Annotated in this window: 23 protein-coding genes and 1 tRNA gene; 13 read left to right on the top strand and 11 right to left on the bottom strand. The window is 59.1% G+C overall.

The window, feature by feature from the left end:
- Window positions 1-85: 85 nt before the first annotated feature.
- Window positions 86-463 carry a hypothetical protein gene (locus ABIQ96_RS07050; protein WP_348213861.1) on the bottom strand — a complete coding sequence of 126 codons (378 nt, stop codon included), beginning with the start codon at window positions 461-463 and terminating at the stop codon, window positions 86-88.
- Window positions 464-814: 351 nt separating this feature from the next.
- On the bottom strand, window positions 815-1,327 hold the full coding sequence (locus ABIQ96_RS07045) for a DUF1697 domain-containing protein (protein WP_348213860.1): 513 nt from the start codon (window positions 1,325-1,327) through the stop codon (window positions 815-817).
- Window positions 1,328-1,429: 102 nt separating this feature from the next.
- Between ABIQ96_RS07045 and ABIQ96_RS07040 the strand changes: the two genes are divergently transcribed.
- Together ABIQ96_RS07040 and ABIQ96_RS07035 are read left to right on the top strand one after the other, a co-directional pair.
- Window positions 1,430-1,984, top strand: coding sequence for a hypothetical protein (locus ABIQ96_RS07040; RefSeq protein WP_348213859.1), 555 nt, complete (start codon window positions 1,430-1,432; stop codon window positions 1,982-1,984).
- 98 nt (window positions 1,985-2,082) lie between these two features.
- Entirely contained in the window at window positions 2,083-3,144 is a 1,062-nt protein-coding gene (locus ABIQ96_RS07035) for a low specificity L-threonine aldolase (RefSeq protein ID WP_348213858.1), read from the top strand.
- Window positions 3,145-3,153: 9 nt separating this feature from the next.
- Here ABIQ96_RS07035 and ABIQ96_RS07030 read toward each other — a convergent pair whose 3' ends face one another.
- Window positions 3,154-3,432: a hypothetical protein gene (locus tag ABIQ96_RS07030; RefSeq protein ID WP_348213857.1), complete on the bottom strand. Its 279-nt coding sequence runs from the start codon at window positions 3,430-3,432 to the stop codon at window positions 3,154-3,156.
- A gap of 34 nt (window positions 3,433-3,466) precedes the next feature.
- Between ABIQ96_RS07030 and ABIQ96_RS07025 the strand changes: the two genes are divergently transcribed.
- Both ABIQ96_RS07025 and ABIQ96_RS07020 read left to right on the top strand, forming a co-directional pair.
- Entirely contained in the window at window positions 3,467-5,266 is a 1,800-nt protein-coding gene (locus ABIQ96_RS07025) for a PP2C family protein-serine/threonine phosphatase (RefSeq protein ID WP_348213856.1), read from the top strand.
- A gap of 229 nt (window positions 5,267-5,495) precedes the next feature.
- Entirely contained in the window at window positions 5,496-8,807 is a 3,312-nt protein-coding gene (locus ABIQ96_RS07020; protein ID WP_348213855.1) for a LamG-like jellyroll fold domain-containing protein, read from the top strand.
- A 66-nt stretch (window positions 8,808-8,873) separates the two neighbouring features.
- Here the strand turns inward: ABIQ96_RS07020 and ABIQ96_RS07015 are convergent, their stop codons facing one another.
- A complete protein-coding gene (locus ABIQ96_RS07015) occupies window positions 8,874-9,593 on the bottom strand; it encodes a hypothetical protein (protein ID WP_348213854.1) in 720 nt (239 codons plus the stop codon).
- A 126-nt stretch (window positions 9,594-9,719) separates the two neighbouring features.
- Here ABIQ96_RS07015 and ABIQ96_RS07010 point away from each other — a divergent pair, with 126 nt between their 5' ends.
- Together ABIQ96_RS07010 and ABIQ96_RS07005 are read left to right on the top strand one after the other, a co-directional pair.
- On the top strand, window positions 9,720-10,637 hold the full coding sequence (locus tag ABIQ96_RS07010) for a sulfotransferase domain-containing protein (protein WP_348213853.1): 918 nt from the start codon (window positions 9,720-9,722) through the stop codon (window positions 10,635-10,637).
- A gap of 14 nt (window positions 10,638-10,651) precedes the next feature.
- The gene (locus ABIQ96_RS07005) at window positions 10,652-11,074 is read left to right on the top strand and encodes an ester cyclase (protein ID WP_348213852.1); all 423 of its coding nucleotides are present in this window, start codon (window positions 10,652-10,654) and stop codon (window positions 11,072-11,074) included.
- Here the strand turns inward: ABIQ96_RS07005 and ABIQ96_RS07000 are convergent, their stop codons facing one another.
- The 3 genes from ABIQ96_RS07000 to ABIQ96_RS06990 form a co-directional block, all read right to left on the bottom strand.
- Window positions 11,075-12,322 (bottom strand): Zn-dependent hydrolase, encoded by a 1,248-nt coding sequence (locus ABIQ96_RS07000; protein ID WP_348213851.1) that lies wholly within the window; start codon window positions 12,320-12,322, stop codon window positions 11,075-11,077.
- Between the two features lie 69 nt (window positions 12,323-12,391).
- Window positions 12,392-12,859 (bottom strand): hypothetical protein, encoded by a 468-nt coding sequence (locus ABIQ96_RS06995; RefSeq protein ID WP_348213850.1) that lies wholly within the window; start codon window positions 12,857-12,859, stop codon window positions 12,392-12,394.
- Window positions 12,860-12,951: 92 nt separating this feature from the next.
- Window positions 12,952-16,017, bottom strand: coding sequence for a glycoside hydrolase family 38 C-terminal domain-containing protein (locus ABIQ96_RS06990; protein WP_348213849.1), 3,066 nt, complete (start codon window positions 16,015-16,017; stop codon window positions 12,952-12,954).
- Window positions 16,018-16,159: 142 nt separating this feature from the next.
- Between ABIQ96_RS06990 and ABIQ96_RS06985 the strand changes: the two genes are divergently transcribed.
- Entirely contained in the window at window positions 16,160-16,708 is a 549-nt protein-coding gene (locus ABIQ96_RS06985) for a YqgE/AlgH family protein (protein ID WP_348213848.1), read from the top strand.
- 31 nt (window positions 16,709-16,739) lie between these two features.
- Complete coding sequence (locus tag ABIQ96_RS06980; protein ID WP_348213847.1) at window positions 16,740-17,945, top strand: bifunctional 3,4-dihydroxy-2-butanone-4-phosphate synthase/GTP cyclohydrolase II; 1,206 nt, start codon at window positions 16,740-16,742, stop codon at window positions 17,943-17,945.
- Between the two features lie 30 nt (window positions 17,946-17,975).
- On the opposite strand, the gene ABIQ96_RS06975 is transcribed toward ABIQ96_RS06980, so the two are convergent.
- Entirely contained in the window at window positions 17,976-18,293 is a 318-nt protein-coding gene (locus tag ABIQ96_RS06975) for a hypothetical protein (RefSeq protein WP_348213846.1), read from the bottom strand.
- Window positions 18,294-18,734: 441 nt separating this feature from the next.
- Here ABIQ96_RS06975 and ABIQ96_RS06970 point away from each other — a divergent pair, with 441 nt between their 5' ends.
- The 5 genes from ABIQ96_RS06970 to ABIQ96_RS06950 all read left to right on the top strand — a co-directional run bounded on the left by ABIQ96_RS06970 (window position 18,735) and on the right by ABIQ96_RS06950 (window position 22,617).
- Window positions 18,735-20,009 carry an IS110 family transposase gene (locus tag ABIQ96_RS06970; RefSeq protein ID WP_348213845.1) on the top strand — a complete coding sequence of 425 codons (1,275 nt, stop codon included), beginning with the start codon at window positions 18,735-18,737 and terminating at the stop codon, window positions 20,007-20,009.
- A gap of 187 nt (window positions 20,010-20,196) precedes the next feature.
- Window positions 20,197-21,567, top strand: a complete 1,371-nt coding sequence (locus ABIQ96_RS06965; protein ID WP_348213844.1) for a basic secretory protein-like protein — start codon at window positions 20,197-20,199, stop codon at window positions 21,565-21,567.
- 85 nt (window positions 21,568-21,652) lie between these two features.
- A complete protein-coding gene (locus ABIQ96_RS06960) occupies window positions 21,653-21,931 on the top strand; it encodes a BrnT family toxin (protein ID WP_348213843.1) in 279 nt (92 codons plus the stop codon).
- 21 nt (window positions 21,932-21,952) lie between these two features.
- Window positions 21,953-22,225, top strand: a complete 273-nt coding sequence (locus tag ABIQ96_RS06955; protein WP_348213842.1) for a CopG family antitoxin — start codon at window positions 21,953-21,955, stop codon at window positions 22,223-22,225.
- Between the two features lie 2 nt (window positions 22,226-22,227).
- Entirely contained in the window at window positions 22,228-22,617 is a 390-nt protein-coding gene (locus tag ABIQ96_RS06950; RefSeq protein WP_348213841.1) for a VanZ family protein, read from the top strand.
- A 152-nt stretch (window positions 22,618-22,769) separates the two neighbouring features.
- On the opposite strand, the gene ABIQ96_RS06945 is transcribed toward ABIQ96_RS06950, so the two are convergent.
- The 3 genes from ABIQ96_RS06945 to ABIQ96_RS06935 form a co-directional block, all read right to left on the bottom strand.
- Window positions 22,770-23,459 (bottom strand): hypothetical protein, encoded by a 690-nt coding sequence (locus ABIQ96_RS06945; RefSeq protein ID WP_348213840.1) that lies wholly within the window; start codon window positions 23,457-23,459, stop codon window positions 22,770-22,772.
- A 173-nt stretch (window positions 23,460-23,632) separates the two neighbouring features.
- Window positions 23,633-24,316, bottom strand: coding sequence for a ribonuclease III (gene rnc, locus ABIQ96_RS06940; protein ID WP_348213839.1), 684 nt, complete (start codon window positions 24,314-24,316; stop codon window positions 23,633-23,635).
- A 64-nt stretch (window positions 24,317-24,380) separates the two neighbouring features.
- Window positions 24,381-24,455 (bottom strand) — tRNA-His (locus ABIQ96_RS06935).
- Window positions 24,456-24,486 lie beyond the last annotated feature (31 nt).

Below are 24,486 nucleotides of genomic sequence, written 5' to 3'. Positions count from 1 at the left end.
AGAGATGGAAGCACGAATTCAATTTAGGGGCTTATCGCCGCCGGATGCGGCGCCTTGTTCTGCAAGATGTGATTCCCCTTGGATTCTAATCGATGGCTACAAACGGATTCATCTCGACGACAGAACGCCACTCAATGCCGTATCCTTCCTTCAGGATTTTCTTTTTGAATTGTTCATGGATACTGAATCGACCCATTCCCATCTTGTTCAAACCGCGCGCCTCAAGCTCCATATTCGCAGCGGCATCGACTTCCGCTTCGATGCGACGAAATGCTGGATCCAATTCGATCCTGTCTCTCAGGAGGCCATCCTTCTCATAGTAGTTCGTTATTCCGTGCTCCCTCGCCTCCTGCTTGAGCGGATCAGTCGAATCCCTGTAGACATTCACACCCAGAGGAATGGCGACGCATAGTCCAATCCCCCCAAGGATTACGACGATGATCGTAGATGTCCGCTTCTTCATTTTCTCTGTAGAACAGCGTTCTGCCTGTCCCTGACAATACCGAGTCGGGATAACCGGGGCAAGCACGCGAAAAAGCCACTGTGGAGGGTCTGCGGGTGAACGGATTGCGGGATGCGTTCCGTTTGGAAAAGAATATCGAACCACGGATGAACACGGATGAACACGGATAGACACGGATAGACACGGATCATGAATGAGTTCCAAGATTTAAGAGCTTCTCGCGAAGAGCGGGTGCGGCTTTTCTCGCCATCTTCTTCTCATCCGTGTCGATTCGTGTCTATCCGTGGTTCCCTCGTCTCTTTCGGATCGGATGGCGCAGCGGGTGGCGGTGCCGCTCCCAGGCAATCCGGATCAGAGCTCCGCCGCCATTTTGGCGAGGGTGGCCACGGTGTTCATGTTGCGGGCCGTGCCTAATTTGGCGGCGGGGATGGTCAATTTCGAGTTGCCCATGCCGTCGCCGTAGAAGACGTAGATCTCGCGTTTTCCAAGATGGAGTTGTTCGTCCTTTTGGCCTTTCAGATTCTCCATCGCGTTGGCTGGTGGCGGTTCATCGAGGAAGATCGCGACGGTCCGGTTTCCGGGGGCTTCGGGAAATGGATTGCGGGCGAAAACTTCCGCCATTTCGGCAGCGGTACGGACGAGCACACCCACCGGTTTGCCCGCGTATTTGGCCAGCGCTGATTCCAGTCCGGCTTTCACCTTGGATTCCGGTTTCCCGGATTTAAAAACCACGTTGCCGCTCGCGATGTAGGTTTTCACTCCGATGTATCCGAGCGATTCGCAGAGGTCCCTGAGATCCGTCATCGGCAGTTTTCCAGTGCCTCCGACATTCACGGCACGCAGCAGGGCGACATAGGCGGTCATGGAAGGAGGATGAATCCGCGCGAGAATTCCGCAAGATCCGGTGATGGCCCCATTTGGTATTTCCATTGCCAGCCGCTCCCGTTCAACATCGCCGCAGTCCCGATGCGCCCTTCCAGCCTGCCCATTTTATCCGCCTGCGTCTTCGCGCTCCTTCCCACCGGCTGCACGCCGCCCGCGCCTTCACCTGGCGGGTCATCCACCATCTCCAGCTATCTGGCGGAAGTTAAAATGCCGGTGTTGCGCAGCGCGTGGTTCGAAAAACAATGGGGAAAGCCCCATGCGGAAGTGATGGACGACGGCACCTACCGCCTGAGATACCGCCAAGGCACGACGCTGAACTTTGTCATCATCAGCAGCCTGGTGAAAATGGAAGCCACTCCGGAAAATCCGCCGGACTGGGAGGAGGACAACGACGACCCGGAAGGCACCACTCCCGCGCCGGCACCGCACAAGCAGGCGTGGAAACACACGACCATCCTCGGCACACCGGTGAAATGGTATCAAGCGGACGGTGGCAGCGGTGCGGATTTCCCCGGATATCGGACTGTCGATTTTTCCCTAACTGCCCCTGACGGCAGAACCGGATTCTATCACATCGAGGTGTGTGCCGACTCCGGCAGCAAAGCCGCCGCCTGGATCAACCACGTGGGTTGGTAATACGAGCAAGCGCCCGATGAAATCAAAACTGTCGAAACTCCTGAAGCGGGTGCTGCTGGCGGAGCCGGGCTAACAAAAAACCTTCCGCCATCACAAACATGAATTTCACTTCCGACAACTGGGCGGGCGTTCACCCCGCGATCACGGAGAACCTGGCGCGGCATGCGTCAGGGATGGCGGCTGCGTATGGCACGAGCGATCTCGACCGGCGGATCGAGCGGCGTTTCTGCGAGATCTTCGAACGGGAGGTGGCGGTGTTCTTCGTCGGCACCGGAACCGCGGCGAATTCGCTCGCACTCGCTTCGGTGAATCGGCCGGGCGGAGTGGTTCTATGCCACCGCGAGGCGCACATGGTGAAGGACGAATGCGGAGCGCCGGAGTATTTCACCGGCGGAGCACGATTGCAGACGGTGGACGGCGCGGCCGGCAAAATGGATCCGCGGAATTTGATCAGGGAGTTGAAACACTTCAGACCGGATTTCATCCACGCCGGCCAGGCGATGGCGGTGTCGCTCACCCAGGCCACCGAGGTCGGAACCATCTATCAGCCACATGAGATCGCCGCATTATCTGACATCTGCCGCGACCGGGGACTGCCGCTGCACATGGACGGCGCGCGATTCGCCAACGCTCTGGTCTCACTCGGAACCTCGCCTGCGGAAATGGCATGGAAACAGGGCGTCGATATTGTTTCATTCGGTGGAACCAAAAACGGCTGCTGGTGCGCGGAGGCGTTGGTTTTCTTCGATCCGGAGAGCGCCAAGGATCTGCCTTATATCCGGAAGCGGGCGGCTCAGTTATTTTCCAAAACCCGCTTCATCGCCGCCCAGTTCGAAGCCTATCTGGACAACGGACTGTGGCTGGATCTGGCGGCTCACGCGAACCGGATGGCGGCACGTCTGGCCGATGCGATCCGCGGCGGCGCGAATGTCCGGCTGGCGTGGGAAGTTCAGGCGAACGAGGTCTTTGCGATCATTCCCGCCACCACCGTGGAAGAATGGCGGGCAAAAGGAGTGCGCTTCCATCCATGGCCGGTGCCGGGAGATCTTGTCGAGCAGGTGGCGGAAAACGAGATCATCGCCCGATTGGTGACAAGCTTCGCGACCACGGAAGATGAAGTATCGGATTTTATTAAACTGCTAGAGAAGCCGTTGCAGTGATCAAGCGGATCAGAGTTTCAGAATCGCTTCGGCAATGACATCTTCCATTCCCGCCTCGGTGCGGATGTAAAGTTCCTGCAGGCCCTTCTCGGACTGGGTCACGGCCTTGAGTCCGCCGGAGACCTGGCGTTGGATTTTTACCGCGCCGGTGGAGCTCCCCTGCCCCAGCGATTTTCCGCCATAGGATCGGCCGATGATCACACCGATCACCCCATCCAGCGCCTCGATCCTGCGCATGATCTGCTGGCATTCCTTGGAAGTGCTTTGGTGGCGTCCGCGTGAGGGCATGGTCTCGCCGGGTTTTCACCAATCCCGGCCTCAATTGGAAGGAATCATTGCCGGAGCTTTCCAGATAGACAAATACGCGCATCTTTGCAATGTGGATGGCATGGTCGAAAAGGAAGCCGCCGATCCATTTTCCCGCAGGGTCACGCTGGCCTGCGCGTCGCTGGCGGTCGCGGTGGGGCTGATGACCTTCATCGGCTGGATTTCGGACATGCCGCTGCTGGCGAGCGTCCGCGCCAACTACATCCCGATGGCACCGAGCACGGCGTTGTGTTTTTCGCTCATCGGAAGCGGCTTGTTGCTTCACTCGCTCCTGCCGGAAAAGAGGTGGCTGACCCGTTTGTTAGCTGCGGTGGTGCTGGTGGTGGCGTTCGCCAAATTCATCGAGATCTCGGGCGGCTATCATTTCGGGATCGACGCGTGGTTCGTGCGCAATCCTGGAAAATTCGGTGCGGTGCCCACCGGGCGGATGGCGCCGCTGACCGCGTTGAATTTCGTTTTCGTGGCGACGGGACTGCTCATCCTAACAAACCACCCTACCGCCGCACGCGCCTGCGTTCCGGGAGCGTTGGCAACTTTGATCAGTGCCGTCATTCTAGTCGGCTACTGGTATGGCACGCCGCTGTTATACGGGGGAACGATCATCCCGGTGGCGCTGCCAACGGCGTGCGGATTTTTTCTTTGTGGCATCGCGATCATGGCCGCGGCGGGTGCGGACGCATGGCCGCTGCGCGTCTTTCTGGGTGATTCAACCCGGGCGCTGCTGTTGCGGACATTCGTTCCGATCATCATCGCCGCCGCACTAATCAACGGCTGGGTGATGGCGATGTTGTTGAAACAAACGCATACGAATCCCGCGGTGATTTCCGCGATTTGCGCGCTGGTTTTCGCCGTGCTGATCACTGGGATCGTCTCGCAGGTTTCGCGCGTCGTCGGCGGTAGAATCGACAAGGCGGAGGAGGCGCGGAACATGGCTCAAACCGCGCTGGTCCTGCTGAATGCCGAGCTCGAAACCCGGGTGCGGGATCGGACGAAAGAACTGAGAGAGAAAAACGAGCAAATGCTCGAAGAGCTGCGGATGGCTCGCGAGCTACAGACCGCTCTGCTTCCCCGCAATTTCCCGACCATCCCGCCGAACGTGACGGTTCGGGAAAGCGCGCTGCAGTTCCTGAGCCTTTATTTTCCAACAGGCGACGTCAGCGGGGATTTTTTCAACATCTTCCCGGTCGGAGAAAATGCCGCGGGCGTGCTGATCTGCGACGTAATGGGCCACGGCGTGCGCTCGGCGCTGATCACCAGCATGATCCGCGGGCTGGTCGAGGAACACTCAAACGCCGCGGCGGATCCCGGCGAACTGCTGACGCGGATCAATCACGCGCTCACCGTCATTTTCAAACAAGCGGAGACGACGATGTTCGCAACATGCTTCTATGTCGTCGCCGACGTGGAAAATTCGGAATTCCGTTTCGCGAACGCGGGCCATCCGTGCGCGTTGCATTTCCGCACCGGCGACGCGTCCGCGGAAAAACTGCAGGGCAACGGACGCAGGGGGCCTGCGATGGGGCTGTTCCCCGATTTTCACTACACGACTGTTAGCAAGCCGATGATCGAAGGGGACATGGTGATGTTGTTCACCGACGGCCTGTTCGAAGTGGAGGGCACAGCCGGGGAGCTGTTCAGCGAGGAGCAGCTCCAGGAAACCGCCAGCCGCTTCGCATCGTTAACGCCCGAGGAGTTTTTCGACCGCGTGCTCGGCGAGATCCGGGAATTCTCACAACGGGAAACCTTCGATGACGACGTCTGCGTGGTGGGCATGAAGGTCCAGCGCGCGAGTTGAATCATGGCGACGCCCCCCGATCAGGGGGGCTGATTTCCGTTGCCGTTAAAGGATTCCGAGCGAAAATTCGCAGCGATCCCGCGGGCGTTCCCGCCTTTTTTGCCGCCCCCGAGCGGCCGGAATTTTGAGAGATCCGACCTGCCGAATTGATCCGAATGGATCCAAACCCATCCGAATATACTCGATGAACCATCCCCTGCGCCGATCCGCATTCCTTTCACTTTTCAAAATGGCTTCCGCAGGATGGTTGGCAAGTGTCGGGGTTTCCCATGCGTTGACCTACCACATCAGTTATCTGGAAGACGAGGGCAAGCGGGCGCAAATCACCGCGGTTATGAATGAAGCGGTCGCGGTTTACAATGCCACGACCAATTTCAACGTGGATATCAACGTCATCTATCATTCGGGGATTCCAACGGCCCAATCGGACTACAACGGCCAGCTCGGATTCGGCGGCTCGATCAGCACGCAGGTGGCCCTCCATGAAATCGCGCATTATCTTGGAAGCGGCACCACCTCCCAGTGGGACAGCCAATGGGGTGCCTATTGGAACGGCGCGGCGCTCAGGCGTTATGTCAAACTTTTCGACGGTCCGGGAGGCGAGATCTATCGGTCGGGAGTTCACTATTATCCCTACGGCTTCAACTATGGAAATGAAGACAGCGCGGATGCCCGCCGCAGGCTTCCCCGGCTCATCCAGGCCATGCGCTTCGACATGGGCGGCCAGGACATCGACGGCGACGGCATGTCCGACGAATGGGAAAGATACAAAGCAGGAAATCTCAACCTCAGCCGGACCGGCGATGTGGATGGCGACGGGATCTCTAACTACGACGAATGGTGGACCGATGGTGATCCGTTGAAGGCGGTGACAGTGAAAGATGGCCATACCTACGTCATCCGCGCACGCCATAGTCAGAAGGTCGTCAATGTGGCGGGAAACAGCGCCGACAACGGCGCGAATGTGGATCAATTCACCGCGAACGGTTCGACCAGCCAGCAGTGGACGGCAAGCAACCGGGGCGGCGGCTATTGGAGGTTCACCAACGTCGGCAGCGGGAAAGTTCTCGAAACCACCGGCGTCAGCACGGCGCCACTCGCGAATATCCAGCAGTGGGAATGGCTGAACAACGACGGCCAGCAATGGCGGCTGGTGCCGAGCGGTGGCGGACTTTATTTCAAGATCTTCAACAAGGCTGCCATGAACCAGACGATGGATGTGCTGAATGGATCCACCGCGGATTCGGCGAACATTCTTCAATACAATGATGTGATAGGTGCCGTGAACCAGGAGTATGCATTCGACGATGTCACTCCCGGCGAATCCGCAGGCGGACTCCGGGCGGAATATAAATTCGAAAACTCGGTGCGCGACAACAGCAGCAATAATTTCCACGGCATCGGCAGCGGCGGGATCAGCTACACGGCCGGCCGGGTCGATAGCCTCGCCGCCACCTTCAACGGCACCAGCGGATCGGTCGAGATTGCGACTCCGATCGAGAAGAACTTCAGCATCGCCTGCTGGGTGAAAACGACCGCCACCGGCGGCACCGGGCAATGGTATAACGGCATGGGCCTGGTGGATGCCGATGTGGGCGGCGTAACGGCGGATTTCGGACTCGCCCTTGTCGGCACGAAGATCGGCTTCGGAGTCGGCAATCCCGAAACCACGCTTCTATCAGGCAGCTCCGTCAATGATGGCAACTGGCATCATGTGGTCGCAACCCGCGACAACGCCACCGGCGCGCTAAAGATCTACATCGACGGGGTGCTGAACGCCTCCGGAACCGGCGCAACCGGAGCACGCAGCGCTCCGAACTCGATTCACATCGGCAGCGTCGGCGGCACGGTCGGATTCTACAATGGCAGCCTGGACGAAGTGCGGATTTACAACATGGTCCTCGGGCAGGCGGAAATCTCCAAGCTGGCGAACGTCGGCAGCACGCTGGTTGGCAACTATCAGTTTGAAAACAACATCCAGGACATCAGCGGTCAGGTGAACAACGGCAACCCCGTCGGCGCTGCTTTTGTGCCGGGCAAGGACAGCACCAGCGCCGTGCAATTCGACGGTGTCGGAACCTACGCCCAGATTCCGGCTTCCGTGGTCGCGGATTTCAGCATCTCTTACTGGGTGAAAACCACGGCTACCGGCGGCACCGGCCAATGGTACGCCGGCAAATCCATGGTGGATGCCGATGTTCCAGGAGTCGCTAACGACTGGGGAATCGCGTTGGTCGGCAACAAGGCCGCTTTCGGAATGGGTGACGGCGGTGCCGGTTTGACCATTCAATCGACAACTCCGATCAACAACGGAGCCTGGCAACATGTGGTCGTCACCCGCGTGAATTCGTCGGGTGCGATGAAAATTTACATCAACGGAATTCTCGAAGCCTCCGGCACGGGTTCAACCGCGCTTCGCGACGCGCCCCACGGAATCCGCCTCGGCAGCACGCTTTACGGCGGATCGTATTTCGCAGGGACCATCGATGACCTGCGGATTTACAACTACGCGCTGTCCGGTGCCCAAATTTCCGGACTCTTCGCGCCGGTGCCTGAGCCGTGGGTGGACTATGAAATCGGCAGTCCTGTTAGCGAAGGTTCTTCGGGCTATTCCGCCTCAGGCGGAGGCGTTTTCACCGTCTCTGGCGGTGGTACCGGCGGCGGCATCGATCTCAACACCGGCACGACAGACCAGTTTCATTTGCTGGGAACGCCCGTGAGTGGAGACCAAGTGGCGATCACCCGGGTGACCGGTCTGCCGTCTAACTCCTCAGGCACACCCACCTTGTATGCCAAGGCCGGCCTGGCGTTCAGGACTTCCACGAATGCCAACTCCGCCTTTGTCCAGTTGCTCTACGATCACGGACGTGGCTTGCGCTTCAGGTATCGCGACACCGCGGGAGCGACGACCGGACAAGTGGGAAACAACCTCCCCATAGCGGGACAATTCTGGCTGCAACTCGTTAGAAGCGGAAACACCTTCACCGCGTTCTACTCCACGCTCGCGACGACACCCACTGCCGCCGACTGGATTTCCCTCGGCTCCCACAACACCACGCTCGGCACAAGTCCGCTGGCTGGCCTGGCCGTCTGCGCCAACCATGCCACGGAGTTGAGAACCGCGACATTCAGCAATTTCAGCATCACCCAGCCCTCGCCCGGCGACAGCTGGAGGCAACAATACTTCCTCTCCACCGCCAATACGGGCGATGCTGCGGACGGTGCCGATCCGGATCACGACGGCATCACCAACCTGATGGAACGCGCGCTCGGCCTCAACCCCAACATTGGCAATTCCGGCAACGTGTTGCCTCAGCTGCAAAGCACTCCCAATTTCATCACGCTTTCCTACATCCGCAGTCTTGCGGCGACCGATCTTGAATGCCAGGTCATCTGGAGCAGCGACCTGACCAACTGGTCCAGCACGAACGTGATCGACACCGTGACCGGTACGACCGCAACCACCGAAACCCACGAGGCAAAGGTGCCCGTGAGCACTCTGGATCCCGCACACGCGTTCCTCCGCCTGCGGGTCCGCTAGCAGAAAAATTCGGACGGGATGTTGTTACTAAAACTGAATCATGGACCTAGCATTTTTGGCGCGGGGCTACCTGATGAATTTCACGGTTTTCGTGGTGCTCAATCCGTCGTTGTTGGTGACGGTAATTTTGACAGGGGTCGTTCCAACGGTCAGGTTTTTTACCGTGATCTGATAGGGATTCTTGCCCGCAATCGTGATGTTGCCGATGCCGGTGGTGCTGGCCTTGATGTTTTTGATCGTGGTGTTGGTGACCACCTTCGCCTGAACTTTTCCGGTCGTCCCGGTGACGTTGACGGTCTTTGCCACATTCACGATCGGAGCCTTGTGCACGTGCGCCTCTACGACACCGTTCGCATAGGGGCCGCCCGCATTGTCGACCACGTAGTCCGCGGTGAGTTTTTCCAGCTTGATGTCGAACACGCCATTGATACGGGCTTCGGTGAGCGCGCCGGGAATGTTGGTGATGGTAACCGAGAAATTTCCGTCTTCATCGATGGTTCCATTGAAATCCCCCATGATCGTGCCGTTTACCTTGATCTTGCCCGAGCCATTCGCCTTCACCGGGAAGTCGAAGGGAATCGCCGGCGGGTTAAGACCGCCGAAGACCGGGCCATCCAGGTCGAAACTGCCGGATGCGCGTGAATTCTTGATCGTCAGATCAATCGTCAGGGCACCGGTGGAGCCGAACGTCTTGTTCTTCCAACTCCCCTCGTAAAGCGAGGCGCATGCGAGGGGTGTCAGGAACAAAAACGCCGGTAAAACTATGAATTTAATGAGCGTTTTCATCAACCGTGGAGATTGAGGTAACGGCACCGGCGAGTCAATTCAAAACGTGGTCACCAGAGACGTTGACCCATCGCTGAATTCCCTATAGATCCAAGTGCGATTCCACTGAAGCTCATTTCAAAAACCATGAATCAGAACATCGATTGGCCAGAGAAAACCCGTGATGTCCACACCCATCATTTCGACTCGACGATTTGGGACGATTTGAAATTCCGCGACGACGACATCATCATCGCGACCTACGCCAAGTCCGGCACCACCTGGACGCAGCAGATTATCGCGCAACTCATTTTCGATGGGGATCCGGATCTATCAGTCGCGGAAATGTCGCCGTGGCTCGACCTGCGGGTTCCACCGAAGGAAGTGAAACTGCCGCTCGTCGAGGAGCAGACCCACCGCCGTTTCATCAAGACACACCTGTCGGTGGACGCGCTCCGTTTTTCTCCGAAAGCCAAATATGTTTACATCGGACGTGACGGGCGCGATGTGGTTTGGAGCCTTTATAACCACCACTCCAACGCCAACCACTTGTGGTATGAGGCGTTGAACGATACGCCGGGACGCGTCGGCCCACCCATCGGACCGGCCCCCGCGGATATCAGGGATTACTGGCGGAACTGGATGGACCGAGACGGCTTTCCGTTCTGGCCCTACTGGGAAAACATCCGGAGCTGGTGGGACATCCGCCATCTGCCGAACGTCATGTTCATCCACTTCGCCGATCTCAAACAGGACATGCCCGCCGAAATCCGCCGGATCGCCGCCTTTCTGGAGATACCGATCAATGAGGCCCGCTGGGAAGCCATCCTCGAACAATGCTCGTTCGACTGGATGAAGAAGAACGCCACCAAGACCGTTCCGTTAGGTGGCGCGTTCTGGGACGCGGGAGCGGAGGTCTTCATCAACAAGGGAGTCAACGGTCGCTGGCGCGACTGCCTGACCGAAGAGGAATGTGCGGACTACGAAAAACGCGCGGAAACGGAACTCGGAGCCGGGTGCGCCCGCTGGCTCGCGAACGGCGGTGAGGTGACGGTCAATTCCTAACATCAAATTTCATCATGAATACAACTCCCACCGCCAAAGAAATCGGCCATCTGTGGTTCGAACATGTCTGGAACCTGAGGGACCGTGCGAAACTCCACGAATTGATGGCACCCGACGCCGTCGGTTATCTGGAAGGCGGACAGGAAATCGTTGGCCCGGATGCGTTCGCAGCATTTCAATCGGCGTTTCTCGAAGCCATCCCGGACATCCACATCGAAGTCGTCGATTCGCTGGCGGATGAAGACGATGTCTGCGTCCACTGGACGGCAAAAGGCACGCACACCGGCCCCGGTTTGGGAATGGCGGCCACCGGTCAGGAGGTTTCATTCAGAGGAGTAACCTGGCTTCACACGAAGAACGGGCAAGTCGTCGGCGGACGGGATTTCTGGAATCAGGATGGCCTCATGCGGACGCTGTCCAACGCGGTCGTTTCCTGATCATTCGTCACGCAAGATCCACTCCATCGTCTTGCTCGCCAGACAGTCGAGCGCCTTCACGCAGAGCTCCAAGTGATCCTCCCGCGTGTCTTCGATCTTGTTGTGGCTTATGCCGTGGAGGCTTTGAACGAACAGCATCACCGTTGGAATCCCGGCGCGTGAGACCTCCGCCGCGTCATGCAACGGGCCAGACGGCAGACGATGGGAAACTCCGCAGGTTTCCAGGATCGCGGCGTCGCAAAAATCGATCAGCTCGGGGTTGAAAAGCACCGGCTCGATTTGCCACAGGCGCTCCCATTCCACCGTCACGCCACCGTCCGCCGCGTAACGCTCGCTGGCTGATTTCGCCTCACCTAACATCTGCGCCAGCGACTCCGCATCGAGGTGCCGCTGGTCCAGCGTGATCCGGCATTCCGCGACGACGCTCGTCACGATCCCCGGCTTGGTGACACAAGAACCGATCGTGCACACGCCGCCGTGCCGGCCGGTGATATCATAAATCTCGGGAGCCATCCGAGCCGCTGCTAGAAACGCATCCTTGCGGCGGTTCATCGGCGTGCTTCCCGAATGCGCCGCTTGCCCGCGGAACGTGATGGCATGGCGCTCGACCCCGAATGTTCCGAGCACCGCGCCTAACGGAAGATCCATATCCAGCAACACCGGTCCTTGCTCGATGTGCAGTTCCAGATAGGCCGCGGCATTTTTCGCCTCGATCCCCGCATCCTTCACTTTTTCAAAATCAATGCCGTATCCCGCTACCGCATCCGGTAATGAAATCCCGTCCTTATCCTTGAGCACACGCGCCTCGTCGAGATCCAGATTTCCGGAAAACGCCGCTGACCCGAACAGGCTCTTCCCGAAGCGCGCGCCTTCCTCGTCCGCCCAATCCACCACCCGCACCGTCACCGGCGGATTGCCGCCATACTCGGAGCAAATCCGCCGCATCACTTCCACGCCGGCGACCACGTTCAGGCAGCCATCGAGCCAACCGCCGTTAGGGACGGAGTCGATGTGCCCGCCGATGAGCAGCGATTTCTCCGAAGTCCCCTTCAGCGTGAACCAGGAATTTCCCGCCGCATCCTTGTGCGCCTCCACCGGCAGTTCGGCCATTTTTCCCTCCATCCATTTCCGAGCTTTCGCCCAGGTTTCGGTGAAGGCGACACGCTGAGCGCCGTCGTCATCGCCAGTCAATGCCCGCAGCTCCTTCAGCTCCGCCACCGTCCGCTTGGGATCCAGAAAATCATTCATTGTTCGAGTCTCGCCATTTGCAGTTTCCGTGCAAGTTCGATTGAAATCGCCCGAGTGGTGACGGCTGATCTAGCGGGGCCTTTTCCTGGGTCCGTTTTTGATGAAAAAATATCCCCGGATGGCAATATAGGTGGTGATGAGCCAAAGGATCAACAGAAGGCACAAGATCAGAACCGCTGAGATGATGGATCGACCTCTGACGGCTTGGAATACGGATTTCCAGGTTTGATCGGCTGGAACCTCGATGATCCTCGGAAGGATCACAGAAGGACCAATCAGCGCAGGGTGAACGTAGATTTGTAGCGAATCCAATCCCGCCGGGGCATCCTGGCGAAGATACTGAGTGGCCACCGGGATACCCTCATCCGGATTCGGAAGTTCCACATAGCACAAATACTTGCCCGTTTGGGAATCCCTGCGCTCGTCCTTGCGATTGACCAAGGGCACTGAAATCACCTGTGCCTCTGTCATCAGCTTGTCCGTGAGGTGGATGTCCTCGACAAGGTCCACAACCACAAACGGGGCTGCAATCAACATGGTGATCGCGTTAATGCAAAAAAACGCGTGCAAGAGGATTCCATAGCCCATCAGCTTGAAAACAAGCCTCTCACCGATTCGTGCGAAATAGTTCATTTTCCAAGTCGAGGGTTTACGATCATTCGGAATGTCCTGATATCGAATGCACGGAATTCCCCGGTTCCTGTTACCGGTCGTTCCAGCAAGTCCGTTTCTTCCAATGTGAGATCGCCCAGATCCGACGACACCTCCATGGGTGTCCTGCGGCCTCCCGCTTCCAACAGACGCAGGATCAAGTCACGGCCGTCCTCGGAACGCTTGAACGCTTCGAGTGTGATTCCAGGTTGATCGACCGATAGCCACGAATGACTTCCGGGTCCTTTCAGATTACCTTTGCCCACCAGCAGCGGAACATTGAGCGCGAGCGCCGCTTCGACCACTCCGCCTTGCAGAGTATTTCCCGAGTGCGGAAACAGGCTGAAAGTCCGGCGATGGACACCGATGTCGGCAGTGGGATCGGGGGCACTGGCGGATTTGAGCAGCGTGAGGCGGATCCGGTTGCCGAGCACGTCACAACCGAAAGTGCCGTTATTGAGGAGTGCCACGCCGTAGTCGGTTTCAGCGAGGTCAATCCAGCGTTGGATCGAAATTTCAAACCTCGCCGCGTCCCAACCGGTGTTCCGATGCACGGGGCGGCGGACGTGGCCGGATTGGATTTCACAAGTCGCGAAGTCGGTCTGGATCGCGAGTGGAAACGAGACCTTGAGCACATGGTCGCGTTCCTGCCAATCCACGGTGGTGTCGAAGTCGATCCGCGCACTGCCGGCAGTTAGAACAACGCGTTGGGTGATCAGCGATTTCCCGAACGCGCGGACAAACTCAAGCACGACCCTCAACGGCCCGCTCTCCAGCAGACGACCCTGCGCATCGTTGCCGACGATTTCAAAATCCTCCATCGCCGATGCCTCGATGTCCCAAGCACTCCAACGATTCGGATAGTCGCGCAGCAGATGAAATTCGTTCGAGGGACCGGAAAGAGTTTCACGCCCGACCCGCAAGTCCACCACCGAAGAAATCACTCCGTTCGCCGCGATCTCCATGGCGACCAGCCCGTTCTCCACCCGCCAGCCATCCGACGTTTCCCGCACTTCGACCGGCATCACGTCGTGGGTTGGATTTAAAATGGTTACATAGCCGCAGGACGGAACTTCCACCCGAACAGGAACGCCGTCGCAGTCGATCACTTCGGAACGCGCTTGGGCCAGCGTGTTGAAGACCGTGAATGCTTCGCCATCATCCAGCAGGCGGCGGATGCCGGCATTCCTCACCGCGAGGGCGATCGTCTCGATGACCTCGTAGTCCCGGCGGCTTTCCTGATAGACCCGGCCGATCGACGAGCCGGGGAGGATGTCGTGAAATTGATTCAGCAGGAGAAGTTTCCATGCGCGATCCAGCGCCATCGCTGTTAGCGAGGTTTCCTTCGCGGGTGAATGACCCGGCACGTCCCAAACCGTCCGCTGGGGAAACGGATCCGAGTCCAACAGTTCGCCGGGACTGAGCACAGATGTGATCGCGTCGAAAAACTCCGCGTCCCGCAGCAACAACTCGCAACGACGGTTCATCCATTTGTTATGCGCCTGGCTTGTGTAGGTGCCGCGATGGAGTTCGAGATACAACTCACCCCGCCACACCGGCGGATCCTCGATGTCGGCCTCGGCGGCATCGAAGAATCCGTTCACGGTGCCAAATTCAACCGTCGGCATCCCTTCGAAATTTTCCCAGCGCCGGATGCGCTCGATCATTTCCACCGTCGGTCCGCCGCCACCGTCGCCGTAGCCGTAGGGCATCAGCGAGCGCGAGGCGCGGTCCTTCTGCGCGAACTGCCGCTCGGCCTTCGCGAGTTCCTTGGCCTGCACCCGCGCGTTGTAGGTGTTCACCGGCGGGAAATGACTGAAGACGCGGGTGCCGTCGATGCCCTCCCACAGGAACGTGTGATGCGGAAAACGGTTGGTGTCGTTCCAGGAAATTTTCTGTGTTAGGAAACGATCCACCCCGGCCTTCGCGAGGATTTGCGGCAGCGCGGCGGAGTAGCCGAAAACATCCGGCAACCACAGGTCGCGCGTGGTCACGCCGAACTCGCGCTCGAAGAATTCCTTGCCGTGGATCAATTGCCGGACCAGCGATTCGCCCGATGGTACATTGCAGTCCGGCTCCACCCACATGCTGCCGATAGGCTCCCACTGGCCGCGTTTCACCGCCTCGCGGATGCCTTCGAAAATCGAGGGATAGTGCGCCTTCATCCAAAGATACTGGACGGGTTGCGAGCAACTGAACTTGTAGTCCGGATGAAGCGCCATGTAGGCCAGCGCCGTCGAAAACGTCCGGGCGCACTTGCGGATCGTCTCGCGCAGCGGCCAGCACCAGGCGGTGTCGATGTGGGCGTGTCCGGTCGCTGTGATGCGATGAACCGTGTCGCCATTTTTCGAAGCTAACAGAGGCGTGAGAATTTCACTCGCCGCTTTCAGCCATTCGCGATTGCCCCGCTCCATCAGGCGGCATGCCTTGTCCAGTCCCCGCAACAGGCGCGCCCGCCGCGTGCCGTCCGCAGGAAGCTCCAACATCGCTTCGCGGCAGACTCGAAAATCCATCAGGAACGAAAAGACCTCGCGATCGAAAACTGCCAGCTTCGCTTCCCGAAGGCGAAACAGACGTTCATCGGGATCGTTGCGATTGCCATTATCCCAATGCCATTCCGATGACGGATTCGCGGAGGCTTCTACGAAAAAATCCACGGCCCCGCCAGCGGCCAGCGGGATCGCCGACCGATAACGGCTCACGGCGATCACCGGTTTTCCATCCATCCACACCTGACCCTCGCGGCCAAATCCTTCCTCATTTTCAAAACTCAGATCCACCAGCGCCACCACTTCCCTGCCGGTCCATGCCGCGGGGATTTCTCCGCGGAACCGGAACCACGCCGTCCCCCATTCCCTGCCCCATGCGACGCCTTCGGCCACCTCGGCGAATTCTTGTCGAACCGCGTCCTGATAGATCACCGGCTCCCCCGGCGCCTCCCACATGGCGGCGCGGAGCGGCCTTTTTTCCGGGTAGAGCAATGGCAGAATGAACCGGTCCTCCGCCAGCTCGATGCGGGTTTCCATCTTTTGTCGGGTTTCCATAATCCAAGCGGCATCCTCCGCGTTCGGCTCCGGAGCGCAATCCCAAAGCCCGGCTCAACCGGCGCATCGGCAACCCGGAAATTCAGCGGTTGGCGAACGCGGATGGCGGTATTAGGATTCCGCCGTGGCCGACAATCCCTCCATGCCTGACTCACCAATCCAGCTCCAAGGACAGCTGCTTTTGGCCGATCCGTCGTTGCGGGATGGCATTTTCAACCGATCGGTGATCCTCCTCGCCGAGCATAATTCGGACGAGGGCGCGTTCGGCTTGATCCTGAATCACCCTACGGGAAAAACCGTTGGGGACTTGCTGGAAGACGACGCGTTCGCCCCGCTGCGGCAGTTGGCCGTGCATGAAGGCGGCCCGGTTGCCCGCGATCAACTGACGTTTTCCTCGTTCTGGTGGAGCAAAAAACTCGGCCTGCGCTGGAAGCTCCGGATTTCCGCGGCAGACGCCGTGGAGCACGCGCATCGGCCGGGTCGGATCGTCCGGGCGTTCGTCGGATATTCCGGATGGACCGCCGGGCAGTTGGAAAACGAACTCCGCCGCAGCTCGTGGATCGCCGCCCGGCCGCAGCCCGATCTGCTAGGCCTGGACCACGACCGCAGACTCTGGTCAGAGCTGCTGCGCCAGGTTTCCCCGCTCCACCGCATCCTCGCCGAGGCTCCGGACGATCCCTCGCTGAACTGAGGCTGTCGTCCCGCCGTTTTCCCATTTCATCATGTCAGACCCATCGCTCACATTCAGCCTCATCCCGGAAATCATCGCGGAAATCGCCGCCGGCCGAATGGTCATCGTCGCCGATGATCCATCGCGCGAGAACGAAGCGGACCTCGTCGGCGCGGCGTCGCTCTGCACTCCGGAAATGGTCAATTTCATGGCCGTCCACGCCCGCGGGCTGATCTGCGCGCCACTCACCGCCGAGCGTGCCGAAGAACTCGAACTGCCGCAGATGACCCGCCGCAACCGGGAAGGCCACAAGACGGCGTTCACCGTCAGCGTCGATGCTGCGGATGGAATCACCACTGGTATTTCCGCCGCGGATCGGGCGCTGACGATCCAACTGTTAGCCGATTCGAGAGTGAAGGCCGATGCATTTGTCCATCCCGGCCACGTGTTCCCGCTGCAAGCCGTAGCCGACGGCGTGCTGCGCCGCGCGGGCCACACCGAGGCGTCGCTCGACCTCGTCGGACTCGCCGGACTGCCGAAAGCTGCGGTGATTTGTGAAATCATGAACGACGACGGCACGATGGCCCGCGTCGGCCAGCTCGGCGACTATCAGAAGCGCCACGGCCTCAAGGCCTGCACCATCACCCAGCTCATCGAATACCGCCGGCGTTCCGAAAAACTGGTGCACCGCGAGCAAACCATCCTGCTGCCCACCGATTTCGGCCAGTTCAACTGCCACCTCTACCGCGTCAATACCGACGCCAGCCATCACCTGGCTCTAACCAAAGGCATCATCGATCCCCACCAGCCGACACTCGTCCGGGTCCATTCCGAATGCCTCACCGGCGATGTCTTCCAGTCCCGCCGCTGTGATTGCGGCGGCCAGCTCGCCGCCGCGCTTGAGCGTATTTCCGAAGAAGGCGGCGTGCTCCTCTATCTTCGTCAGGAAGGCCGCGGCATCGGCCTGCCCGCGAAAATCCACGCCTACAAGCTACAGGAGGAAGGCTACGACACCATCGAAGCCAACGAAAAACTCGGCTTCGCCTCAGATCTCCGCGACTACGGCATGGGTGCCCAAATCCTCCACGACCTCGGCGTCCGCAAGATGCGGCTCCTCACGAACAACCCGAAAAAAGTCGTCGGACTCGAAGGCTACGGACTGGAAATCGTCGAGCAGCTCCCCATCCGCCAGGAAGCGAATCCCGACAACGAGAAATACCTCGAAACGAAAAAGACACGCATGGGGCACGCCCTTTGAGTTCCACCTTTCGGTCTGTTAGCACTTCGCCTAGAACAGCAGCCTTGGAGCCATGAGGAAGACGAACGCCAGTGTGATCGCGGCAAAGGACGGGTTCAGAAGCCCCATCAGGAACTGCTGCCTTGCGCTTGGCCAGCCTGGGGCAAAGTAGAGCGCTTGGATCAGATGAGCTGCTCCGAACGGGATCGCCACCAGAGCGGCACCCAGCAGAACGAAAAAGCCGCCGAAAAGGAATATCCAGACCATTACGTCATCGGGAATACTTCGAATCAGTAGAAAAATAAGGGCCAGATGGGCCAAATAGGGGGCAACCAGATGAAATGTTAGCGATCTGGCGAGCGGCTTCATTTGAGATATCTTTCCCGACCCATTCATTCTGACAACGATCTTGTCTGCGGGATGATTCCTCTTCAAGGCCGATGCACACGGATGAGGAACACGGATAGCGATCAAAAATTGGATCATTCGCACGATTTCATCCCCTTCCATCCGCGCCCAACCTGACGGTATGAAGTCATTCAGCAACCGGCGCTGGGCAGACCGCAATGGTTAGTTCAACGTCCCTCGCGGAACCCGTGAGTGCTGCAACACGCATGGGTGGCCGAAGGTCCAAAGGTTCGATGATGAACATGAGGTTACTCCTCCCTATCCTGACTGAACCTTGGCGGAAAGCACCATCCTGGGGCGCAAGACCCCGAATGCCTGACTGCAACCTTCCGTCCGTGACCTGACAGAACGGCCGCCCGCGCCGGTTGCCTCCACCCTTAACCGGGCCATCGGAGATCGACCATGAAAAAACAACAAGAAGAACCAAAAAGACAAAGACCTCCCGGAGAAGGCCGGTTGGAGGGAGCCGAGATCTATTTCGCTCCCCCGCCGCCTTCGAAAGGAAGGATCATCGGCCTGGACTGCCACCCGGACACCTTCACCGCGGCGGTCTTCCGGGGCACCACCCCGCACGATGCCCGCAAACTCTCCAGCCACCCGGACATGAGCCTGAAAAAGCTCCTCGACTGGGCTGCCAGGGAGTTCACCCGCGACGACCTTTTCCTCCTGGAAGCCGGTTCCAACAGCTTCGAGATCTGCCGCCGTTTGCAGGGCCTCGGCCTGCGCGCCGTGGTCATGGAAAGCTGCCACGTCGGCAAACACGCCAGAACTTACGCCGACAACGACAAACTCGCCGCCGCCCGCATCGCCCTGGTCTATCTCCAGGGCAACGCCCCCTGCGTCTGGCAGCCCGACGCCATCACCCGCGAGCGCCGCGAACTGCTCCATGCTTATAACAAATGCGTCGTCGACCGCACCGCCGCCACCAACTCCCTCAAAGGCTACCTCAACCAATTCGCCGTGCGCCCTGGCAACCGGAGCCTCGAAACCGAGGCCGCCGAAGCCTGGGTGATGCGCCAGCGCGAGTGGACCGTGCTCCAGCGCGAGCTGCTGGCCGGCTACTATGAGAACCTGCGTTTCCAAACCGCGCGCCGCAAGGGACTGCTGCGGCTCATCGGCCGGCAGATCTGCGCCGAGCCGCTGATGCTGCGTTGCCTGAAACTGCTGGGCATCGGCCAGATCAACGCCTTCGCCCTGCTAGCCATCATCGGCGACGTGCGGCGCTTCGAAAATCCGGCCAAACTCGTCGCCTACATCGGGCTCAATCCCGGCCAGAGGGAAAGCGGTCGCGGCAAACACGTCAAGCTTGGCGTCGGCAAGCACGGCCGCAAGGACATGCGCAACCTGCTCATCCAGGGTGCCCACGCCGTGCTGCGGATGGGCCGGGAAACGGCGCTGGGCACATGGGGCTGGAAGATCTTCGCCCGGAAAGGCCAGCGCAACATCGCCGTCACGGCCGTCGCCCGCAAACTACTCGTCCAAGTTTGGCATCTGCTCACCGGCAACGCGCCCGTCGAACTCGAACCCGGCAAAAGCCTTGCCACCAAGCTCCAAAAACTCGCCGTCACTCTCGGCAAAAAGCTCCGCGCCGAACTCTCCCTGCCTGCCAACCTAGCCGCCTGTGTCCTCCACCTTCAAACCCAGATCACCCAACATGCCGAATCCAACACCGCATGAAGAAAAAACTTGAATGACTACATGCCTGTTCATCCGCAGTTAAAAAATCTACCCCTCCCCTTTTCGGTAGGTTCCGGCTTTTCAGACCGCTTCTCAGACAAATGCGAAATTTCGTGTCGATAATGGACGTTCACCCGGCATGATCCGGCACGCTTCATACGGCGGGAACACCTCCATTCGAAAATCCATGAAACTCAGCCCCCTCGCCATCCTCCTGCCACTGGCCTCAGGCCTCGCCGCCTTGCAAGCCGCACCCGCCAAGGTCAGCATCGGTTCCTCATCCGAAGACACGGCGTTTGAAACCAAAACCACCCCGCCCCCCGCGTCCAACGACGCGGCCACCGGCGCCACTTTCAAGGTCATCGCCGGAACACCGGATCCTAACAGCGCCCCGCTGGCGGCGCTGAATGACGGGAAAATCCCCCGCTCCGACGACGAACCGTCCTCCAACTTCTTTTTCTCCGGCGGCGGACGGATCCTCGTGGATTTGGGAAAAGCCGTGGATGTCGCCACGATCGCCTCCTACTCGTGGCACAGCGGTTCGCGCTCGGGCCAATTCTATCAGGTCTATGCGGCGGATGGCACGGCCAAGGATTTCGTCCCGGAACCGGGTGCCGGCGTTGACCCCGAAAAGAGCGGTTGGAATCTGATCGCGAAGGTGGACACCACCGCTAACAAGCCCGGCCAGCATGCGGCTTCGATTTCACCAGACTCTGGCAAGTCCCTCGGAAATTTCCGCTATGTGCTTTTCGACATTCAGAAGAATCCGAAGGAACCCCGTTTCAACGACACCTTCTTCAGCGAGATCGATATCACGGATGCCGCCGGGCCCGAACTCGTCCGCGTCGTGAAGCCGAAGAAGATCACCCAGGATTTCGCCTCCAAGGACGGCAAATACACCTACACCCTCGACGCCACCGAAGCTCCGGACCTCCAGGAGTGGGCAGCCAAGAACCTCATCCCCGTTCTCGATGTCTGGTATCCCAAGATCATCGACATCATCCCCGTGGAAGGAATGAAGCCCTCCAGCCACATCACTTTCACCCTCAAGGACATTACCAGTGTCTCTGGAATGGGCGGCGTCCCCGCCTACGCCAGCGGAAACTCCGTCGTCTTCAATACCAAGTTCATGCGGGACCAGGCGGGAGGTGAAGCCATCGGTGCCGGCATTCACGAAACCGTGCACGTCGTCCAGTTCGCTGGCGAGCGCGCCGGCGGCGAGCCCCGTGGCCGCGGCAAGAGCCGCCCACCGACGTGGGTCACCGAAGGTGTCGCCGACTACATCCGCTGGTTCCTCTATGAGCCGGAGAAGCACGGTGCCGACATCACCGCTCGCAACGTCAAACAATCCCACTATGACGCCAGCTACCGCGTCACCGCCAACTTCTTCGACTACGTCATCAAGAACTACGAGAAGGACCTCATGCGGAAGCTCAACCTCGCCACCCACGACGGCTACTCGGAAGACCTTTGGAAAGAGTGGACCGGCAAGACCGTTCAGGAACTCGGTGCCGAGTGGAAAAAGGCCAATCTCGACCGCCTCGGCCTGAAAGAGTGACGACCTCTAGCCGGGTGTGTGTTTTCCCCGTCACATCCACCAAAGTCTTTGTTGCACTTTCCCCGCTCATCCGCAGAATCCCGCCATGGAACTCGACCTCCTCGACGTTCAATTCGACCTTCGAAACATCAAACCCCGTGAGCTTGAAGAAGCTTTCGAGGATCCTTTCTCCGTACGTTTCCTTCCCGACAACGAGCGCTCCGACGGCGCTTCCCGCTACTACGCGTTGGGTCGCACGGTTTCGGACCGGTATCTATTCTTCTCCTTCTGGACCGACGGAAAAACGAACCGCGTCGTTGCCGCCCGCGAGATGTCCGAGGCCGAGCAGAAGTTTTACGACCGCAAATACGCGGAATTCCGTTGATCCATCCCTTTTCGCATCCCCATGAACGCCGTCACCCGCTGGACCGACATTCCCGAGTTTGAAGATGAAGCCGCCGAAGCCCGTTTCTGGGAGGCGAACGAGCTGGATGGAAAGCTAATGGCCGCCTCGGTCCACGAGGCCGATTCCCGCGAATCCACCACCATCACCCTCCGCTTCGACCCACGGATGCTTTCGCGGATCAAGCGCATCGCCCGCTCCCGCTTCCTCAACTATCAGTCGATGATGAAGCAGTGGCTCGCCGAGCGGCTTGAGGAAGAAATGCGCAAGCTCTGAGCATGCCGCGGCTTCCACGGAGCCCTAAATTCTGGCTGGGCGCTTTTCTGCTCTGGTTCGGCGTCCTGTGGTTGCTCTCGTCCGGCACCCATCCCGGCATCCCGATGCCACCCATCGATTTCTTCGATAAAATCGAGCATTTCGGCTATTTCTTCGGCGGCGCTGGCCTGCTCAGCGCCTGGCTCTATCGGAGAAACCCGGCAAATCCCAACTGGCTTGCGATCATCGTCACCACCGTCATCGTCATGGCGCTAGTCGGCTGGATGGATGAGTACCACCAGGGTTTCGTCCCCGGCCGCAGTGGAAATGACCTTCCCGACTGGATCGCGGATTTTTGCGGAGCGAGCGCCGGAGCGCTGTCATTCAAGGCGCTTCATCGCAGGTTGAGGTGAAACGCAGGCATGTAATCTGGTGTCATTGGATGTTATCATGTGAGGACTCGTATAGTAACATTTTCACCAGTTTCGCTCCTCGTTCTTTGACCTCCGGGTTGTGACTGCCGACCCATCGTCGAAAAGATTCCGCATATCCTGCCCGTGGATTCTCAGCGCCTCTTTTTCTTGCTCTTGCCGGCTTCGAGATACTCGTCCACGGCGCGGTAAGTGGTCTTCCCCTTGGCGTCGGTCGTTAGAAAAATATAGCTGCGGAGATTCTCGCCGGCCGGCCAGCGGGTGGAGGAGACGAGCTTTTCGCCGGTCTCGTCGCGCTCGCTGATGACGATGTGATAGGCTTTGTCCTCGGGGTTGGTGGGCCGCGACTTGGCGAATTGTCCCGGCTCGATGACCAAGTCGGTGCCGCCGAGTTTCATGACCATGGCTTTGGCGGTGCGGTTGATGAAAAACACATCACCGGCCTTGAACGCAGGATCGTCGGTCCTGACCACGAAGGGGGCGTAACCGGCTGGCTTTTCCGAAGCGAGAAGCACGGCGAACGACTTGCCAGCTTCGGGCAGCGTGACGGTGCAGAGTTCGGTCCCACCGTCCGCGGTCTTGAGGACGAGCGAGCGGCCGGTCACCGGAACGGGATCGGAAAGCCGATTGGCGGGCAGGTCCAGCGGCTCGGATTTCTTTTCATCCACTTGGATGAGGACTTTCGCCTGACCTTCCGTGACTTCGTCGGCCACGAGGCGCACGGTAAGCCCTTTTTCGGATTTTTCCGAAGGCTTCGCCTTTTGCGCGGACAACGGCAAAATGGCGGCGGTTAGCAGGCAGAGAACGCGGAGGGTTGCGGACATGGGTTTGGGACTTTGTGAAATGGAGCCGGCAGAACTTTTCCGGATGATGTCGTGAGTCTTTGCGGCCGGCCTCGGCAAGTCAACGAATTCCACCGGAGTTCGTTGTCAGTCGCGGGACCGCCAACGAAAAAAAGAGCGCGGCAAAAAAGCGTTAGAACAACCGGTTCACCCGTTCACTTTTCCCACAATCTGGCCCGCAGCGCTTCCGCCGCGGCGCGGGCTTCGGCTTCTTTCTTGCTCTTCCCTTTTCCCGTCGCGAGGACCATGGATTGCCAGGAAACTTCGGATTGGAACACCCGGCGGTGGTCCGGGCCGCTTTCGCCGATGACTTTGTAAACCGGCGCCTGCGGGTGAATGGCTTGGAGACATTCCTGGAGCTCGCCCTTCGGATTCCGCTCCTCGGGACTGGTGATCATGTTGCCGATCTCGGATTCGAAGAGGCGCAGCACCAATTCGCGTGCCGGATTCGGACCGGAGTCCAGATAGACCGCTCCGATCAGCGACTCGAAGGCATCCGCCAAGGTGGACAGGCGCCGCCGACCGCCGGTGGCTTCTTCGCCTTTTCCAAGGAGCACGTAGTCGCCGAGATGAATCGCCATGGCAAACCGGGCGAGCGCCCGGCGCGAAACGACGCGGGAGCGGAGTTTGGTGAGACGTCCCTCGGTGAAATCCGGGAACATTTTGAAAAGCTCTTCCGTGACGATGAGCTGGAGCACGGCATCGCCGAGAAATTCCATCCGCTGATTGTCGAAATGCGGTTTCTGCGACTCGTAAGCGAGGCTGGGATGGGTCAACGCTTCCGCTAACAGCAGCGAATTGCGAAATTTGTAATGAATCCTGCTCTCAAGCGGCTGCATCAGTCGTTCTACTAAGGTTCCTTCTCCCCCTTCCAAACCTCCATTGAGGTCCCGATGGGAAAGATGGGGTGATCGACGGGACTCGAACCCGCAACAACCAGAATCACAATCTGGGGCTCTACCATTGAACTACGACCACCATTTCAGGCGGGCGCGAGGAGTAAGCAGTG

This window comes from Luteolibacter sp. (assembly GCF_039920825.1).
Lineage (GTDB): Bacteria > Verrucomicrobiota > Verrucomicrobiia > Verrucomicrobiales > Akkermansiaceae > Luteolibacter.
This window is presented reverse-complemented; position numbering and strand designations above follow the sequence as displayed.

Bases quoted from the DNA above. Each gene is read 5' to 3' on its own strand.
- ABIQ96_RS07050 (WP_348213861.1), bottom strand. From the start codon at position 463: ATGAAGAAGCGGACATCTACGATCATCGTCGTAATCCTTGGGGGGATT.
- ABIQ96_RS07045 (WP_348213860.1), bottom strand. From the start codon at position 1,327: ATGACCGCCTATGTCGCCCTGCTGCGTGCCGTGAATGTCGGAGGCACT.
- ABIQ96_RS07040 (WP_348213859.1), top strand. From the start codon at position 1,430: ATGCGCCCTTCCAGCCTGCCCATTTTATCCGCCTGCGTCTTCGCGCTC.
- ABIQ96_RS07035 (WP_348213858.1), top strand. From the start codon at position 2,083: ATGAATTTCACTTCCGACAACTGGGCGGGCGTTCACCCCGCGATCACG.
- ABIQ96_RS07030 (WP_348213857.1), bottom strand. From the start codon at position 3,432: ATGCCCTCACGCGGACGCCACCAAAGCACTTCCAAGGAATGCCAGCAG.
- ABIQ96_RS07020 (WP_348213855.1), top strand. From the start codon at position 5,496: ATGGCTTCCGCAGGATGGTTGGCAAGTGTCGGGGTTTCCCATGCGTTG.
- ABIQ96_RS07015 (WP_348213854.1), bottom strand. From the start codon at position 9,593: ATGAAAACGCTCATTAAATTCATAGTTTTACCGGCGTTTTTGTTCCTG.
- ABIQ96_RS07010 (WP_348213853.1), top strand. From the start codon at position 9,720: ATGAATCAGAACATCGATTGGCCAGAGAAAACCCGTGATGTCCACACC.
- ABIQ96_RS07005 (WP_348213852.1), top strand. From the start codon at position 10,652: ATGAATACAACTCCCACCGCCAAAGAAATCGGCCATCTGTGGTTCGAA.
- ABIQ96_RS07000 (WP_348213851.1), bottom strand. From the start codon at position 12,322: ATGAATGATTTTCTGGATCCCAAGCGGACGGTGGCGGAGCTGAAGGAG.
- ABIQ96_RS06995 (WP_348213850.1), bottom strand. From the start codon at position 12,859: ATGTTGATTGCAGCCCCGTTTGTGGTTGTGGACCTTGTCGAGGACATC.
- ABIQ96_RS06990 (WP_348213849.1), bottom strand. From the start codon at position 16,017: ATGGAAACCCGACAAAAGATGGAAACCCGCATCGAGCTGGCGGAGGAC.
- ABIQ96_RS06985 (WP_348213848.1), top strand. From the start codon at position 16,160: ATGCCTGACTCACCAATCCAGCTCCAAGGACAGCTGCTTTTGGCCGAT.
- ABIQ96_RS06980 (WP_348213847.1), top strand. From the start codon at position 16,740: ATGTCAGACCCATCGCTCACATTCAGCCTCATCCCGGAAATCATCGCG.
- ABIQ96_RS06975 (WP_348213846.1), bottom strand. From the start codon at position 18,293: ATGAAGCCGCTCGCCAGATCGCTAACATTTCATCTGGTTGCCCCCTAT.
- ABIQ96_RS06970 (WP_348213845.1), top strand. From the start codon at position 18,735: ATGAAAAAACAACAAGAAGAACCAAAAAGACAAAGACCTCCCGGAGAA.
- ABIQ96_RS06965 (WP_348213844.1), top strand. From the start codon at position 20,197: ATGAAACTCAGCCCCCTCGCCATCCTCCTGCCACTGGCCTCAGGCCTC.
- ABIQ96_RS06960 (WP_348213843.1), top strand. From the start codon at position 21,653: ATGGAACTCGACCTCCTCGACGTTCAATTCGACCTTCGAAACATCAAA.
- ABIQ96_RS06955 (WP_348213842.1), top strand. From the start codon at position 21,953: ATGAACGCCGTCACCCGCTGGACCGACATTCCCGAGTTTGAAGATGAA.
- ABIQ96_RS06950 (WP_348213841.1), top strand. From the start codon at position 22,228: ATGCCGCGGCTTCCACGGAGCCCTAAATTCTGGCTGGGCGCTTTTCTG.
- ABIQ96_RS06945 (WP_348213840.1), bottom strand. From the start codon at position 23,459: ATGTCCGCAACCCTCCGCGTTCTCTGCCTGCTAACCGCCGCCATTTTG.
- rnc (WP_348213839.1), bottom strand. From the start codon at position 24,316: ATGCAGCCGCTTGAGAGCAGGATTCATTACAAATTTCGCAATTCGCTG.